We start from the raw sequence: 16,601 nt of genomic DNA, 5'->3' as shown, positions 1-16,601 counted from the left end.
CGTCGGCCAGACTCGCGTAGAATACTGCATGCTGATGACCGCTACCAAGCCAACTCGCAGCCCTCGGGGCGCGCTACCCTGGACCCGATTCCTCGTTTTGTGGATATCGGTGGCGTTGCTGTGTGCCACCGTTCCAGCACAGGCCCAGCGTACAGAGAAGCTCAAGATACCTAATTTAGGCGAGTCCAGTACCAGTTTGTTCTCCGCTGAATACGAGTACCAGTTGGGTCGCGCCTGGCTTCGGGTGTTTCGCAGTCAAGCTCCTACCGTTAACGACCCTCTGCTGTTTAGTTACCTCGAAGATTTGATCTTTAAACTGGTCACGGAAAGTGAACTTCAGGATCGACGTCTGGAGCTGGTAGTGGTGGACAATGCGGCGATCAATGCTTTTGCGGTCCCGGGCGGCGTCATCGGCATTCACAACGGCCTGATGCTACACGCACAAACCGAAGATGAGCTTGCTACGGTAATCGCACACGAAATTGCCCACCTAAGCCAACGCCACTTTTCACGCCGGGTTGAGTTTTCCAAGACTCAGCAGCCACTGACCTTGGCAGCCATGTTGGCGGGCTTTGTGCTGATGGCAACTGCGGGCAGTGATGCCGGCATGGCCGCCCTCGCGGCGGCCCAGGCAGCCGCGCAGGACTCTGCGCTGCGATATTCGCGAAGCAATGAGGCAGAAGCAGATCGTGTCGCCATGCAAACCATCGTGAATGCCGGAATGGATCCTCATGCTGCTTCATCGATGTTTGACCGAATGATGCAAGCCTCGCGCTACGCTACCGGAAGCCGCATACCGGAATTTTTGCGCACGCACCCCCTGTCCGAGAATCGCATTGCAGACACACGAAATCGCGCTCGCCAGTACCCCAAGCAGATTCGACCAGCCAAGCTGGATTACCAACTCATGCGCGCCCGGGTAGTTAATCAACTCGCCGACACGCCCGAAGAAGCCGCGGCAAAATTCAGAAAGGAGCTTGAGGGATCTCCCCGCTCCAAGGCGGCGGCCCGCTACGGCCTGGTACTTGCTCTAACCGACGCAGGACGTGCTGATGAGGCTGCACTGGAGCTGGACGCAATTTGGGCCGCCGAGCCGAATCGGCTCGAATATGTGATTGCAGACGCAAGAATTGATATGGCCCGAAATGAACCTCATCGAGCCATAGAAAAACTCGCCACCAGACTCAAGCTGAGCCCCGGCAACCACCCGCTAACGATGACCTATGCAGAGGCATTGATGCAGGACCAGCAGGCCCATATTGCCGAAGAGGTTCTAATTGAGCAGAGCAAGCGAAAGCCGAATGACCCGTATCTTTGGTATCTTCTGGCCGAGGTTCAAGGCTTAGCGGGTAATATCATTGGCCTGCACCAATCTCGCGCCGAGTACTTCATTCTCAACGGTATTCTCGATCAAGCCGACAAGCAGCTGCGCTACGCTCTGGATCTGGTGCGCAACGACTACACCACCAGCGCGAAGATCAATCAACGTATTAACGATGTTGCCGAAATGCGAGAAATGCTGGAGTCCTAAGCGCTCCACGGGCACAAACTAGCGACTCGCCGCAGCCCTGTCGGCCGAGAATTGCAGCATCCTGCGCAAGGGCAACATCGCGCGTTCTCCAAGCTTGGGATCCACAAAGATCTCGTTATCATCACGGTCAAACACGCTGGCGAGGGTCTCCAGCTCGTTCATGGCCATCCATGGACAGTTTGCACAGCTACGACAGGTAGCACCGTTGCCTGCGGTGGGCGCAATGATGAACTGCTTGTCGGGAGCCTGCTGCTGGAGTTTGTAGAAAATCCCCTGATCTGTGGCAACAATGAACTGGGGGTTATCCATTTCTTTGGCCGCGTTGATGATTTGCGTGGTAGATCCCACGCGGTCCGCAAGCTCAACCACGCTGGCGGGCGACTCCGGATGCACCAGTACAGCCGCATCGGGGTACACACGCTTTAAATCTTCCAGGGCCCGCGCCTTAAACTCCTCATGCACAATACAGGCGCCATCCCACATTACGATGTCTGCACCGGTTTCCCGGCGCACGTAATCGCCCAGGTGGCGATCCGGTGCCCAGAGGATTTTCTTACCCTGGGACGACAGATGCTCCGCTACGTCCAGGGCAATGCTGGAAGTAACAACCCAGTCGGCCCTGGCCTTTACGGCCGCTGAGGTGTTGGCGTAGACCACGACCTCGCGGTCGGGGTGCTCGTCACAAAATGCCGAAAACTCATCTGCAGGACAACCAAGATCCAGAGAGCATGTGGCCTCAAGGGTGGGCATGAGCACGCGTTTTTGCGGTGTAAGAATCTTGGCAGTCTCCCCCATGAACCGAACTCCGGCCACAATGAGGGTCTCTGCGGGATGATCGTGCCCGAATCGAGCCATCTCCAGAGAGTCGGAGACGCAGCCTCCGGTCTCCTCTGCCAATGCCTGAATTTCTGGCGCAGTGTAGTAATGCGCCACAATCACGGCGTTGTGGGCAAGCAATTGCCTCTTGATTCGCTCAACCAGCTCCCGCTTTTGCTCAGGAGATAGTTGCTCAGAGGCATCTTTGTCGAGGTGATGTTGGACCTGCTCGCGAATCGCTTGCAGACGATCGGACGCGATAGTCATGCTGAACCTTTGGGGATATCAAACCAAAAAATAGTAGCACACAGCGACGATAACCGTCGTCTGAAGCTTTCCCGGCGCTGGGTATTACGCTGGGCATTAGAACGGCACAATGATAGCCTTTGTCTTCTATCACAACGATCGTATTTTATGTCCAATGAGGCCCCCCAGCCAGCGCAACGCGCCAAGATCCTAGTCGCTGACGACGACATGAATGTGCGCTTGCTAAGTCGCCAATGTCTGGAATCTGAGGGCATGTTAGTCGTTGAAGCTGCTGACGGGCATGATGCCCTGGATGCCTTTGTACGCGAGCGGCCAGATTTGGTTTTCCTGGACGTTGAAATGCCCGGCATGACGGGCTTGGAAGTGTGCCGCCGAATTCGCGCCATGCCCCAGGGCGAAAACGTCCCCATCATGATCGTCACCGGCTCAGATGATCGACAATCCATCGATGATGGCTTTGATGCTGGTGCCACGCAGTACAAGACAAAGCCCGTTAACTGGTCCCTATTGGGTCGGGATGTGCAGTACATGCTGCGCGCAAGCAATGCTTTTAACTCTCTAAAGCGCCAAGAAGACCGCCTACGCTATCTGGCCTATTTTGACCCTTTGACCAGCCTGCCCAATCGCAGAAGCTTTAATGAACAGCTCAACCGAATTCTTAAGCGCTCTCAGCGCCTCAACACCTACTCAGCGCTACTGTTTATTGATTTAGACAATTTCAAACGAATCAACGACTCCATTGGGCACGGGCGTGGCGACCGTCTGCTGGTAGAAATCTCAAAAAGACTGATCAATGAACTACGAGAAGACGATGCCATCAGTTACTACACCGAAGGCAGCGCCGAAGACGAGCATGATGGCAACACCGAAATTGCGCGCCTCGGCGGTGACGAGTTCACCGTGGTGCTTGCTGATGTCGTACACACCGACGATGTAGAGCGCATTGCCCGCAGGATCATGGCATCGCTCTCTGAGCCCATACCCCTGCAAACCCACAACCCGGTGGTAACGCCCAGTATTGGTATCGCCATGTACCCGCAGGACGGTGAGGACGCCGAGAGTCTTGTGAGGAACGCCGATACCGCGATGTACGCGGCAAAGGCCGACGGCCGAGCATGTTTTCGCTTCTACAACGAAGAGATGAATGCCCGCTCTGTAGAGCACCTCAAATTAGAGGAAGATCTGCGCGAAGCCATGCGCACCGATCAGCTGGAACTCCGATATCAGCCCCAGGTAGAGACCGTCACGGGCTCAGTGGTGAGCCTTGAGGCTTTAGTCCGCTGGAAGCACCCTGAGCGGGGCATGATCTCCCCGGGGGACTTTATTCCGGTCGCCGAGAGCACGGGACAAATTATTGAGCTGGGAGAGTGGGTACTCAAGGAAGTTGCCCGACACTGTGTCTACTGGGACTCTATCGGGCTGGCGAGCTTTCGAGTTTGCGTAAACATATCACCGCTGCAATTCAACCAGCCTGATTTACTGCACTATATAAAGGGGTTTCTGGGGCGCTCGGGCCTTGATCCGCACCGCCTTGAGCTTGAACTCACCGAAAGCGCCATCATGACTGATGGGGAGAGCAACATCCTCAAGCTGTCACAATTGAAATCGCTGGGGCTTGATCTGGCAGTGGATGACTTTGGCACCGGCTACTCCTCTTTAAGCTATCTACGCCGATTCCCGATTAATACCCTAAAGATTGATCAGAGCTTTGTGGCCGACATGAACAAGTCCGATGGCGCTGCCATAGTGGACGCGATCATTGCATTGGCTAAGACCTTGAACATGCGATCTATCGCCGAAGGTATAGAAACCGAAGAGCAGCTCGCCTATTTGGCGAAACGTGGCGTAGATCTGATGCAAGGCTTTTACTTTGCCCGTCCTCTGTATCCGGAGGATGTTCCTAACGCCATTGCACAGAACTATTCAGAAACGATTAGGCGTGTGCAGGAAGAGCAGGAGTCGAAGGGCAAAGAGTGATGCACCGACGGCGTATTCGGAGCAGAGCCAGGCTTCTTGGCATATTAATGCTGCTCCCGCTTCTGTTTAGCGCGGGTAGCACGACAGCTGACGATGAACTGCTTGTGATGCTGCAAGGTTCAGATCTGGACGTCATAGCAAAGAGCGTTCGCAGCCACGGCGCCACCATCACCCACCACCTGCCTATCATTAATGCCCTGGGCGCTCGAATGAGTGCCGCGCAATTGAGCGCTATTAAAGAGAACACCCCGGGCATCCAGAGGGTCATCGATGACCTGGCGTGGCAACCTGAACCCGAGGCGCCCGATATCGGGCCCTGCCCTTTGAAAGCTGCCATTGAGCTGAGCTGGGACGCCAATACAGCCAGTTGGCGCCTATTTAACAAGGATGATGCACCACTTGTCATCGCCCAGGGCAAGATCGCGTGGCCGCAAGAGCTCGGTAGTCTGGAAGCAGCTCGTTGGGGGAGTACCCCTCTCTCACTTACCGCAACGCCCGACATTCCACGAGACCTTGTGTGGACTGGTGAGAAGCCACTGATTATCGGTGCAAATGATTCCGTAGCCGTGCACTTTAAATTCGACACAGCTCCCAGCGCGGCTGCGGCACTCCAAAACCAGATGACGCTGCATGCCAATGTCGCAAAAGACTGTCAGGTGGCTTTAGTCCCAAGCTATCTGGAACCAACGAAAGACAGCTACTACCCCAACGCCAGTGGCGCAGCGTTGCTCCATAGTCATGGCATAACGGGCAGTGGCGTCACGGTAGCCGTACTCGACTCCGGGCTGTGGGAAGACAACTCAGAACTCACCCTCGATACCAATGGCCAAAATCGCGTATTGGCGCGCTATGACGCCATTAAAGGTGAGGAGGTCGACGAAGCTTTTGATGAAAGCGGTCATGGCACGCATATGACGAGTGTGTTGGCGCGCAGCGGGTCGGTCACGCGTTCAGGGACACATCAACCCAGTTATCTGGGCATAGCACCGGATGTAAAGCTTGCCGTGGTCAAGGCCTTCGGTGAGAACGGCAAAGCAGGTTTTTTAGATATAGTCCGGGGCGTGCAATGGATCGTGGATAACCAGGATCGCCTGAATATTCGGGTTCTGAACCTATCTTTTGCGGCAAGACCGCGCTGGCCATATTGGGAAGACCCGGTCAATCAGGCGCTTATGCAAGCCTGGCGCGCAGGCATCTTTATTGCCGCGGCGGCCGGCAACGAAGGCCCGGAGCCTATGACCGTTGGCTCCCCCGGCAACCTGCCCTACTTGTTAACAGTCGGCGCGGTCACAGACTCGTGGACCGAGGATGATCGAAACGACGACTACATCCCTGACTTTTCTTCTCGAGGCCCCACTCCCATGGGCCATATCAAACCAGATCTGGTAGCCATGGGCGGCCACATATCGGGAATCATGAGACCGGGTTCGACCCTAAGCCGGCAGTTACCTGAGTTTCTTTTGCAAAGCGGCGAGTTCGTGATGACAGGCACGTCTCAGGCAACAGCACTGGTATCGGGACTTGTAGCGCTCATGCTGCAAATCGAGCCAGAGCTTGGTAACGACGAGCTGAAGTGTATGCTCCTGAGCAGCGCAGAAGCCGCCATAGAAGTTGACGGCCGCTTTGCCTATTCACCCCTCACCCAGGGTAGAGGCATGATCAACATCCAAAGAGCACTCACGGTCGGCGCTAGAGACTGTCAACAGGGATCGCTTGATATTGACGCCGATATCGCTGGCGAAGAACACTTCCAGGGACCCGCTGTGTTTTCTCAAGATGTTGCGCCTTACCTTCCCGGACAAGCAGAGGTGATTAGCAACCGCCTTACTGAAAAGGGATTTTCCGAATCTCGACGCTGGGGGGTAGTGCCTCACCTGGAGCGCTTGGAGGAAGAACCAATCGACAGCCCTATTGACTGGGTCGGCATTTACAACAAAGAACAAGAGTTGATCGAACGCTTAGCGACCGAAGAGCAGTAATCCTACATGCCCCAAACGGGGTAAGCCTCACCCTCCCCTTACAGACTACACACGCCTATCTTCTGCATTGAGGACGTCGGTACTAAATCCGACTCCAGCCGGAACTGATTCCGGAGACAAATTTTTAACTACGAAGGCAGGCGTGGTCATTATGAAAAACAAGAAACTTTCGGCTATCACAGCAATTTTAACGATTGCGACAGCTATGGGCGCAATGCAGACTCACTCGTCGGATCAAGCAACTTCGGTAAAAAGCAGCATTGCGAAAGAAATGCTCTACGGCCAAGTTGAACGTCGAGGCTACAGCTGGAGCAGCCCAGCAGCCAAGGTGTCAGAAGGCTCGTCCTCGATGACCACCGAATCAAATGCAGGGCTAGAGCAAGCAGACTGGGAGACTTCGAAAGCCAATCGTAGCCCTCAGCGCTATGAGACTGTGACTTCAGCGGAGCAAAGCTCTTACAAATGGGGCATCCGTAACACTGCCGATCAAAGCTCTTACAAGTGGGGCATCCGTGCCACCGCCGATCAGAGCTCTTACAAGTGGGGCATCCGTGCCACCGCCGATCAGAGCTCTTACAAGTGGGGCATCCGTGCCACCGCCGATCAGAGCTCTTACAAGTGGGGCATCCGTAACACTGCCGATCAAAGCTCTTACAAGTGGGGCATCCGTAACACTGCCGATCAAAGCTCTTACAAGTGGGGCATCCGTAACACTGCCGATCAAAGCTCTTACAAGTGGGGCATCCGTGCGACCGCCGATCAAAGTTCTTACAAGTGGGGCATCCGTGCCACTGCCGACCAAAGTTCTTATAAGTGGGGCATCCGTGCCACTGCCGATCAAAGCTCTTACAAGTGGGGCATCCGCTAGCAGCGCGTAGCACAACTACATAGAACCAACCTGCCGGGGGTCGGGGCATTAGTTTGCTCCGGCCCCTTTTTATTGGATCAAAGAGCAATAATGCCCAACTAATAGTTTCCGAATTCCACCTAGCGCTTAAATGCTGTTTAATTGGACTCGAACAAAACGCTAGGACCACAAAAAATGCGGCCAATCTGGCTAACGTTAGCTATCGCAGCTTTTACTAACTACACGCTTGCTGCAGAAATAGATCGTATAAAATCCTACGACTTTCGTGCTGCCCCATTTATTGAACAGCTCGACTCTACGACGGTCCAATCCCTCTATATCAGTAACGCCGGAGAGTTGTGGATAGGCATGCAAGAAGGACTGCACGCCTACACTGGGACTGGTCTGCGAAAGTACTCAGCTGATGCCTCGCGGCCTAACAGTATTTCTAGCAACTGGGTGACGTCTATCATCGAAACCCAAGATGGACTCCTACTGATTGGAACCCTGAATGGTGTAAATGCCTATGATCGCGAATCTGATGGATTTTATGGACTGGAGTGGACAGAGCGAACCGAGCAGAGCCAGAATTTTGCCGACGGCGTCTACTCTCTTTTCACAGATTCCCAAAATAGAGTATGGGTTGGGCACGATGGTGCCGTAAGTATTATCGATAACAACCGTAACTTATCCATCGTAATTGATGGTAGCGCAGCCCTAATAGACATAGGGTTAGTCAACGGTTTTGCGGAAAATTCTGACGGCGTTTGGGCAATTACATCGGAGGCTGGTTTACTCAACTTAAGCGCTTCGGGAAAAGTACGTCAACGCATCTCAAAATTCACGTTGTTCGAAGATGCTGGACCGACCGTTCAGCCTACCGGGATCTTCATCGATAGCACCGGGCTACTCTGGGTTTGGTCGATTGAGCACGGAATCAGAGTTATTGACCCATCAACACTGCAGACGGTGGGGAGCATATTGGCAGGCAGTGTGAGCAATACCAAAGTCACTGACATCATTGAGGATTCTCCCGGTGTTTTCTTAATAGCATCTGCAACCGGGTTGATCCGTTACGACGCTAACACCGACTCCATCAGCGAAATCGGTAGCCCAGTATCAGATATCGCGGGCAGACCAAGCATTACCGCCTTGGAAAGAGATAAAGATGGAACAGTTTGGATCGGAACGCTGTTTGGTCCGGTGTCAGCAACACCCAATCTCTTCAAGACTGTGAGTGCTCTAAATTCTGATATTTCGAACGAAGAAATAAACGCATTTGCTGAGAATGATAACGGCGACATCTGGGTGGGCACTGCCGATGGTTTAAATCTCATGTCGAAAGATGGCCGTGTCTTGCGGCTAATCAATGACCTCACTCTACCTGCTTTGCCAGACCCTATGGTGATGTCACTTCTAAATGAAGACGATGGAATATGGGTTGGCACACGCCTCGGCGGGCTAGCCTTCATCCCACATGAGAGCGGCTCAATCAAACGTTTTGTTCATGACTCCCGAGACCCCAACTCTCTTGGCGCGATGGGCGTCAGTTCGATTTTAAGGACCTCAGGTGGCAAATTGATCGTCAGCGCGTACCCAGGCGGAGTAAACGTGATGAACGATTCCGGGGCTGGGTTCACTCGATACATGCACGATGACAGCAACCCTACGAGCCTGAGTACCGACAAGGTAATTAGCTTGTTTGAAGATTCACAAGGAAAAGTCTATGTAGGCACGGAAGCAGGGCTGAACGTTTTTGAACCAGATACTGGCGCGTTCCTTCCCATTCGAGCCATACGGGGAAACACCAACTCTCTTTCAAGTGACTTGGTTTTCAGCTTTTTTGAGGATGCAGATGGAGACCTATGGATAGGGACCAATAATGGTGTGAACGTTTGGCAAAGCGAGGACAGAAACGCAGGCGTGGCGGTTTTCAGTCACATCTCGAGTACCGTTTCTTTACCATCCGACTCCATAGCCGGAATTTCGCAAGATAGAGAAGGTTACATTTGGTTAGCCCATAACGCCGGCCTCACGCGACTATCGAAAGACGGCAGCTATGTAAGACACTTCAGGGATCGGAATGGTTTACAAGATGGAGACTTCAATGTGGGGAGCTCTCTTAGAACAAGCGATGGGCGAATAATTTTTGGAGGCAACAGGGGCTACAGCATAGTGCAGCCTGATGACTTACCAGGCTTAGGCACCGGACCAAAAGTATCAATATCAGAAGTTCGCGTCATGAACGAAAGAGTCAAAACCACCAACCCAATCGCACCAGAAATCACGCTCAATCACACTGACACACTACTAGAGGTGGATTTTTTTGCCGACTCGCTTAGTGACCCAGGCAACGTGAATTACGCATACATGCTCGAGGGACTCAATCAAAACTGGGTAATTGGCAAAGACAAACATAGCGCTTCTTTCACCACTTTGCCGACAGGCACCTATACCCTCAGAACAGCAGCCTCAAGTCCTTCAGGAGAGTGGAATTGGAACGGCGACGCATTGACAATACGAAAACTACCACCCCCGTGGCTGAGTGGTGTCGCATACACCGGCTACGGAATAATGACTTTGCTGCTAGTCGTCTCGCTATGGCGTCGCCAGCTTCAAAAACAAAGGCTAGAACTAAAAGCACGCGAAGAGCTGGAAGAGAAAGTGAAGGAAAGAACTGCTGATCTAGAGGTGGCAACCGCCGCGGCTGAGGAAGCAAGCAAAGCGAAGTCACAGTTTTTGGCGACCATGAGTCACGAAATACGAACCCCAATGCACGGCATAATTGGAATGACCGATCTTTTGCTTGGTACAACACTCAGCCCACCACAGAGACGGTACGCCGAAACAGCCAAGCAAAGCGGCGAAAACCTGTTGTCAATCATTAACGACATTTTGGACTTTTCAAAGATTGAAGCCTCCAAGATAGAAATTGATAATCACGCTTTCGACATAAACTTGCTAGTGGACGGGATTTGCCAACTACAGTCCGTAACGGCTGAAAAGAAAAACTTGGGGCTTCTTTCATACCCAGTGACGAATTGCAGCTCCAAGATATATGGCGATGAAAAGAAGATAGGCCAGTGCCTGACCAACTTGATTGGAAATGCCATCAAATTTACCGCCGAAGGCAGAATTCAAGTTAGTGCTGTAATCGACGCAAACGAAAAAGATGAAGTAACACTCAAAATAAGCGTTAAGGACGACGGCATTGGAATGGATGAAGAAACACAATCCAGAGTCTTTGAACAATTTACTCAAGCAGACGCAAGTACGACCCGACGCTTCGGGGGGACTGGACTCGGTTTATCGATTACCAAGCAGTTCATAGAGCTAATGAATGGCCACGTCGTCTTAGAGAGTGCGCCGCACGTGGGCACAACGGTGACAATTGAGATTCCGACCAAAGTTATCGGACCAGAGATAACTGAGTTCGCGAACCGTGAGGTAATTGTAATTGACAATGGTAGTCTTGAGGCTAAGTCGGTAGCAAACCACTTTAAGCGTTACGGTAGAGTCACAGTCGTCGACAAAATGCCCAACTCGCCGCCCGGCGTTCCGATTTTATTGCCCTATGGATGGACTCAACCAGCGGACGATCTTTCGCGCAAGGACGGCGAGTTCGAAATCCTTTACTACGGCGTCGACACTCAATTACGCTCACTCAAAAACGGATTGCATCTGCCTATCTGTTTTGAAGACGTGCAATCCGTTGTCGACCATACCGATGACGGAGCACTAGCGGACGAAACCACGCAAACCCCTAATGAAAGTGCAGTTGGCAAAGTGCTTGTGGCTGAAGACATACCCGTCAACCAGCAAATCATTCGCGAGATGTTGTCAAAAGGCCGGCTCGACACTCATTTCGCAAATGACGGCCGCGAGGCAATTAGAGCATTTACGAAACAACGATATGACCTGATTTTCATGGATTGCCAAATGCCTAACGTCGATGGTTATGAAGCTACGACGGCTATTAGACGTCATGAACAAGAGCACGGCTTGGACGCAACCCCAATCATAGCGCTGAGCGCCGGCACATCGAAAGAAGAGATAGAAAAGTGTTTGGCAGTCGGTATGGATTACTTCGTTGGCAAGCCGTTCACTTATTCGGAAATAGTGGCCGTGGTCGATGAAGCTGCTCCACAACTGCGGCGACCGAGAGAACTAAGGAACGCTGACTCTGCACTCAGCACAGCGACTCAAGCAGCAGAAGACACCCAAAAAACCAAGCATGAGAACGGGAAAACAGACACCAACGATATTGTAAACATTGACGTATTGAACGGACTTCTTGCTCTGCAAAATGACCCACAAAAGTCTCTCTTAATGAGTTTGATGACGGGGTTTTCGGATCAACTTGAAGAAAAGCTGAAACAGACGGAAACCGCTGTTTCAAGTAACGATACAGAATCACTGCGCTTGTGTGCCCATGCCATCAAATCCATGTGTGCAAACATGGGGGCGGAAAGAATAAGAGATAAGTATGCAAGTATTGAGGCAGACGCAAAGCGAGCCACAAACTCCGTGGATATCGATTTACACGATTGGACTCGCCACGAACTAGTTACTTTCGAACGTGAAGTGTGGAGGATAGCTAATGAGTACTAAAAACCCCTGGTTCTCTTGAATTTTCAAGCCCTTTCAATTGCTGCTTTTGCTTTCTGTTGTATCAGTAACGCTTGCTTTGGAGAGGAAACTTGGAATGAATGGCGGGTCGAGTCTCAAAGCGCAACGTCAATCCTATCGAATCATACAATCACCCTCATAAAAAAGACCTCCCCCAGAGAACTATGGATAGCTTCAACTGAGGGCATCTTCCTATTTGATGGAATACGAACTGAACGCAAACCTATCCGCTGGATACATAACGATGAGTTACCGCTGAAACGAGCTATCGACTTCGTAAGAGGTAGTGACGGATCGGTCTATCTCTTCACGATCAGAGACGGCGTATACAGAATATCCCCCGATCGAGACCAATTCGAGTCAATATTTGACATCAATTCCGAAACAAAAACCGGCAGAATCGATGCAGTCACAGTCTCCTCAGAGAGAAACGTTGCTCTGATTCTCGCCGATAACCGAGTCTTCTCATTGACGCTGAGCACAACAAACGTCAGTGAAGTAATAATTGATACGCGTGCCAACAACAATGTCGCAAGTGGTCTGCTTGCCTCCAGGGATGGTGAAATCTATGTGTTGTTTGACGGCTACGTAGTTCGTCTTGCTTGGCAAGTCGATCGATTCGCACCTCAGAAAAATCTTCAGTGTGATCTAAAACTAGCGCAGCTGAACAGTTCAACGCAGACTCCGGATGGCCATTTTTATGTTAGCGACAACTTTGGGGAACTTCACCGGTTACTGATTAACGGCGAACAATGCACACGCCAAGAGACGCCCAAGTCATTACGAAATGTCTTATCAGACTCAAGAGTCAATGCAGTAAGGTTTTTGCATGACAGCAATGTCTTGGCAATCTCGACCGACAAAGGCTTACTTTTAGCCGCCAACCAGTCGGTTAAGAGGATATCCACACAAAACTCTTTGATGAGAAGTGACGAAGTCATTTCTGTAGATGAAGCTACTAAGGACAATATTGTTATTGGTAGCTTTGTTGGGCTTATGCATGCAACAAAGTCCCCTTTCATTTCAGTCAATCGACTTCCATTCGAGCGAAAGCCCACGATCGTAGCGATAGCAAGTGCGGCCGGTGCCGGGACGTTCGTCGCCACTAAGAAAGGGTTGTATCGCGAAATCCAACACGATAACGGTATTTCATTTGCGGCTATCGACTTGAGTCGAACGCACGCAACTGTTTCAGCCCTAGAGATAACTACCTCCGAATTATGGGTAGGCTTTGGAGATGGGCGCCTGTTGCGCTGTGAGTTCATAGGGGCTTTTGATTCATGCAATCACGCCACAGAGGTTCAACTCAGCAAGTCACCCATAACATCCATATCCAAGGCATCCGCATTGGGATCAGCTGTCTTAGTCACCGCGCTTAATGGCAAGGCTTTTATAGTGAAAAACTCGGAAACCAGCTTGGCGGTCAACTTGCTCTTCGAGCTTGACGGTGAAAATTCCAAGCTCCTTGCTGTGGAAACAGACGTTGAATTAGCTTGGTTTTTTGACTTAGAGGGGGCGTGGACCGCCCCGCTGAGCGCGATTAAGAAACTTACCTCAGAAGCACCAGGTGGCATTGAAGTATCTAGGTATGCAAACCGCTCGTGGGCAATGGCCGACATAGATGGCGCAGTGTTTCTCGCCACACCGGGCGGCGAGGTCATGCTGTATAGAGAAAAGGATGTTAGCTTAAAAGAAGTCTCACCCGTTTGGTCAGGGTCTGTCAAAGAAACTATTTTTGCCATTGAAGTTGATTTTCTCGGCAGACCCTGGATAGCGACAAGTAGTGGGCTCTGGCTCCGGCATAATGACGAGAAGTTCAATATTCAAGTGCGAACCGATGGAGTTGATGCAATAGCTGCTGACTACGGCGCATCTCACACCGACTATCGGGGGAACGTTTACTTTGGAGGCACCGGGGGTCTGCTAAGGATACATACCCCCGGAGGATACCCACAACCGCGATCTGGGTCGGTAGCCCTAACTAGTGTTCGATTGAACGAGACCCAACTTAAGATTAGGGAAAATTTTGCGGGCAAAAAATGGCTACTACAGGTTAGTGATCGAGCGACTAAGATCGAATTTAAATTCGGTTTAAGGCAGATGCTTTGGTTTCAAACGGCAACCTATCAACACAAACTCGAAGGTTTCGACACCGACTGGCGAGATTCCGGAAACGCCAACATCGCTACCTATCAAAACCTCCCCCCAGGCAAGTACACCTTTAGAGCGAGAGGTGCTGATTCTGCAGGTGTTTGGAGTGACAACGAGGTGAGCCTTCCTGTTGAGGTCCTGCCTCCGATTTGGCGATCATGGTGGGCGCTTCTTGCTTACTTTGCCTTAGCTCTCGGAGCCCTTTTGTATTTGAAACGGATAAACGATCGGCATGTCGCGCATGAAGAGAGGCTCAAGCTCGCAGAGGAAGGCAGCGCAGCATTCGCAAGACTCGAAGACGACTACCAGGCACAACGAGAAGCCAATGAGACTCTATTGCTCCGACGCGCCCCTTCAGCAAAATCATTGCTGGACGTCGTAGAGACTGCACTCATGGCTCAGCTTGCGGGCACTGACTCGCACGATGCCATCTCGGCACTTGTGGGCAAGCTACGAACGCTACATACACTCCAAACACTTACCGACCGAACCACAAGCCAAGAGCGTACAGACCTTCATGCGGTGACCGAAGAGATTGCTGCCCGGCTTGCTGCGAGCAACGAAGTTGCGGCGCGCGCAATAATAAGCAACGACGTAAGCAAAAGCCCAGTTCCACTGGAACACGCGGTATACATTGGCCTGGTGATACAAGAGGCACTGGAACTGGCGATTACAGGCCGACGCTTCGAAAACCTCATGGATCCATTAGTTTTCATAAGCATGTCCAAGGCAACACTTACACAGAACAACGAGTACAGCTACGAGCTGCGTATCGAAGACAGCGGCCTAAAAGGTGATGATACAAATGCACTTGAGCACCTTCTGCCACTGACCTTCCATCTTATGGAGTCTGGCGGGGGCGAACTCTCTGAAGACTACGATGCCGGCAACATCCTAAGCGTTAAGCTGCTGTTTCAAGCAGACACTTCACTCTAATCTCAGCTTCCCGAAAACTCGGGCATACGTTTTTCACGCTGCGCCGCAAAACCTTCCTGCAAGTCGTCCGACTCCTCGCACATGCGCGCTAACTCGCTTGCCCTTGATAAATCTATAGCCCCGCGGCCGGCCTGAATAATGAGCTCCTTCATGGCTTTGGTTGCCAAAGGCGCCAACCCCGCAATGTGCAGCACCAATTCTTCCACGCGCTCATCAAGCTCTTCTTTCGGCACCAGATAGTCATAGAAGCCTATGCGATGAGCCTCCAGCGCATCTATCGCTTCGGACGCCACGAGCATACGTCGCGCCGCACTGGCACCGAGCTTTTCAACAAACAAAGAGATACCCGCAGGCGGGTAGCACAGCCCAAAGGCAGCCGCTGGCACGCGCAGCCGCGTACCGATAACGCCCACACGAAAATCACAACTAAGCGCTAACTCCGTCCCGCCGCCAAACACATTGCCATTCACCCGAGCCAAGGTCGGAATCTCTAGCGTCGCCAGCCGGTGCATCACGCTTTGAAAGGCATCAGGCTTTAGCGCGCCGCTATTAAGGTCACCAAGAGAAGCGCCCGCACAAAATGTTTTTTCGCCGGTACCAGTGACAATCAGCACTCGAAGCTCGGGATCCTCTTCAACGAGATCCAACACTTCACTCACGCCCTGCAATTCAGCGGCACCTAGGGAGTTGTGACGGTCTTCGTGATTGATGCGCAGTGTGCCTACACCGCCATTTACCGCATATTCAATCGTATGGCTCATGCTAAGCTCCTGATTTTTTGAGCATTCTTGCATAGCCTATGGGCGCCGTCATTATTCCGCGCTCACACACGGAGAATAAACATGCAGCGTTGCGACTGGTGTGGAGATGATCCTCTATACATGAGTTACCACGACACAGAATGGGGTGTCCCGCTTAGAGATGAGCAGTCGATGTTCGAATTTCTGGTACTTGAGGGCGCGCAGGCGGGACTCAGTTGGATAACGATATTACGCAAGCGAGACGGCTATCGTTCGCTGTTTGACAATTTTGATGTTCAAACAGTCGCCAGTTACAGCGACGAGGATCTGGAGGGGAAACTGAAGGACCCGCAAATCGTACGCAATCGACTCAAAGTCTATGGCACCCGGAAGAATGCACAGGCAACCATAAAGCTGTATGAGCAAGGCAGCACCCTGCTGGACTACTTTTGGGGCTTTGTAGACGGTAAACCTTTGCAAAACTCCTGGCGCGGCATGTCGGACATACCTGCCTCCACCGCCTTATCCGAGAAAATCAGCAAAGATATGAAGAAACGAGGCTTCACCTTCGTGGGGCCCACGATTATCTACGCCCATATGCAGGCCACGGGCATGGTCAACGATCACATCGTCAGTTGCCCACGCCATCGGGAGTGTGCGGCACTTGGCTAACAGTTTCGTAGACAGGGGCGATAAAAATACTTAAAGTTGGAATTTCCAACCTTACA

Annotated in this window: 9 protein-coding genes; 7 read left to right on the top strand and 2 right to left on the bottom strand. The window is 51.9% G+C overall.

The features are described from left to right. Positions 1–28: 28 nt before the first annotated feature. Positions 29–1,531, top strand: coding sequence for a M48 family metalloprotease (locus R0135_RS16795; protein WP_407348057.1), 1,503 nt, complete (start codon positions 29–31; stop codon positions 1,529–1,531). Between the two features lie 18 nt (positions 1,532–1,549). Here R0135_RS16795 and nadA read toward each other — a convergent pair whose 3' ends face one another. Then, the gene (gene nadA / locus R0135_RS16790) at positions 1,550–2,614 is read right to left on the bottom strand and encodes a quinolinate synthase NadA (protein ID WP_407348056.1); all 1,065 of its coding nucleotides are present in this window, start codon (positions 2,612–2,614) and stop codon (positions 1,550–1,552) included. A gap of 147 nt (positions 2,615–2,761) precedes the next feature. Here nadA and R0135_RS16785 point away from each other — a divergent pair, with 147 nt between their 5' ends. From R0135_RS16785 to R0135_RS16765, 5 genes are all read left to right on the top strand, one after another. Continuing rightward, on the top strand, positions 2,762–4,591 hold the full coding sequence (locus R0135_RS16785; RefSeq protein ID WP_407348055.1) for a putative bifunctional diguanylate cyclase/phosphodiesterase: 1,830 nt from the start codon (positions 2,762–2,764) through the stop codon (positions 4,589–4,591). Positions 4,592–4,638: 47 nt separating this feature from the next. Then, the gene (locus R0135_RS16780; RefSeq protein WP_407348054.1) at positions 4,639–6,570 is read left to right on the top strand and encodes a S8 family peptidase; all 1,932 of its coding nucleotides are present in this window, start codon (positions 4,639–4,641) and stop codon (positions 6,568–6,570) included. A 151-nt stretch (positions 6,571–6,721) separates the two neighbouring features. Then, positions 6,722–7,438, top strand: coding sequence for a hypothetical protein (locus tag R0135_RS16775; RefSeq protein ID WP_407348053.1), 717 nt, complete (start codon positions 6,722–6,724; stop codon positions 7,436–7,438). A gap of 174 nt (positions 7,439–7,612) precedes the next feature. Then, positions 7,613–12,028: a two-component regulator propeller domain-containing protein gene (locus tag R0135_RS16770; RefSeq protein WP_407348052.1), complete on the top strand. Its 4,416-nt coding sequence runs from the start codon at positions 7,613–7,615 to the stop codon at positions 12,026–12,028. 15 nt (positions 12,029–12,043) lie between these two features. Further along, positions 12,044–15,133: a triple tyrosine motif-containing protein gene (locus R0135_RS16765; RefSeq protein WP_407348051.1), complete on the top strand. Its 3,090-nt coding sequence runs from the start codon at positions 12,044–12,046 to the stop codon at positions 15,131–15,133. 2 nt (positions 15,134–15,135) lie between these two features. Here R0135_RS16765 and R0135_RS16760 read toward each other — a convergent pair whose 3' ends face one another. Beyond that, a complete protein-coding gene (locus tag R0135_RS16760) occupies positions 15,136–15,894 on the bottom strand; it encodes an enoyl-CoA hydratase/isomerase family protein (protein WP_407348050.1) in 759 nt (252 codons plus the stop codon). An 81-nt stretch (positions 15,895–15,975) separates the two neighbouring features. Between R0135_RS16760 and R0135_RS16755 the strand changes: the two genes are divergently transcribed. Beyond that, a complete protein-coding gene (locus tag R0135_RS16755; RefSeq protein ID WP_407348049.1) occupies positions 15,976–16,545 on the top strand; it encodes a DNA-3-methyladenine glycosylase I in 570 nt (189 codons plus the stop codon). Positions 16,546–16,601: the final 56 nt, after the last annotated feature.

Origin of the sequence: Congregibacter variabilis, assembly GCF_045689235.1 — a bacterium.
Lineage (GTDB): Bacteria > Pseudomonadota > Gammaproteobacteria > Pseudomonadales > Halieaceae > Congregibacter > Congregibacter variabilis.
Note: the sequence above shows the minus strand (reverse complement) of the source record. Positions and strands in the feature narration are given on the sequence as shown.

Bases quoted from the DNA above. Each gene is read 5' to 3' on its own strand.
- R0135_RS16775 (WP_407348053.1), top strand. From the start codon at position 6,722: ATGAAAAACAAGAAACTTTCGGCTATCACAGCAATTTTAACGATTGCG.
- R0135_RS16785 (WP_407348055.1), top strand. From the start codon at position 2,762: ATGTCCAATGAGGCCCCCCAGCCAGCGCAACGCGCCAAGATCCTAGTC.
- R0135_RS16760 (WP_407348050.1), bottom strand. From the start codon at position 15,894: ATGAGCCATACGATTGAATATGCGGTAAATGGCGGTGTAGGCACACTG.
- R0135_RS16770 (WP_407348052.1), top strand. From the start codon at position 7,613: ATGCGGCCAATCTGGCTAACGTTAGCTATCGCAGCTTTTACTAACTAC.
- R0135_RS16795 (WP_407348057.1), top strand. From the start codon at position 29: ATGCTGATGACCGCTACCAAGCCAACTCGCAGCCCTCGGGGCGCGCTA.
- R0135_RS16780 (WP_407348054.1), top strand. From the start codon at position 4,639: ATGCTGCTCCCGCTTCTGTTTAGCGCGGGTAGCACGACAGCTGACGAT.
- nadA (WP_407348056.1), bottom strand. From the start codon at position 2,614: ATGACTATCGCGTCCGATCGTCTGCAAGCGATTCGCGAGCAGGTCCAA.
- R0135_RS16755 (WP_407348049.1), top strand. From the start codon at position 15,976: ATGCAGCGTTGCGACTGGTGTGGAGATGATCCTCTATACATGAGTTAC.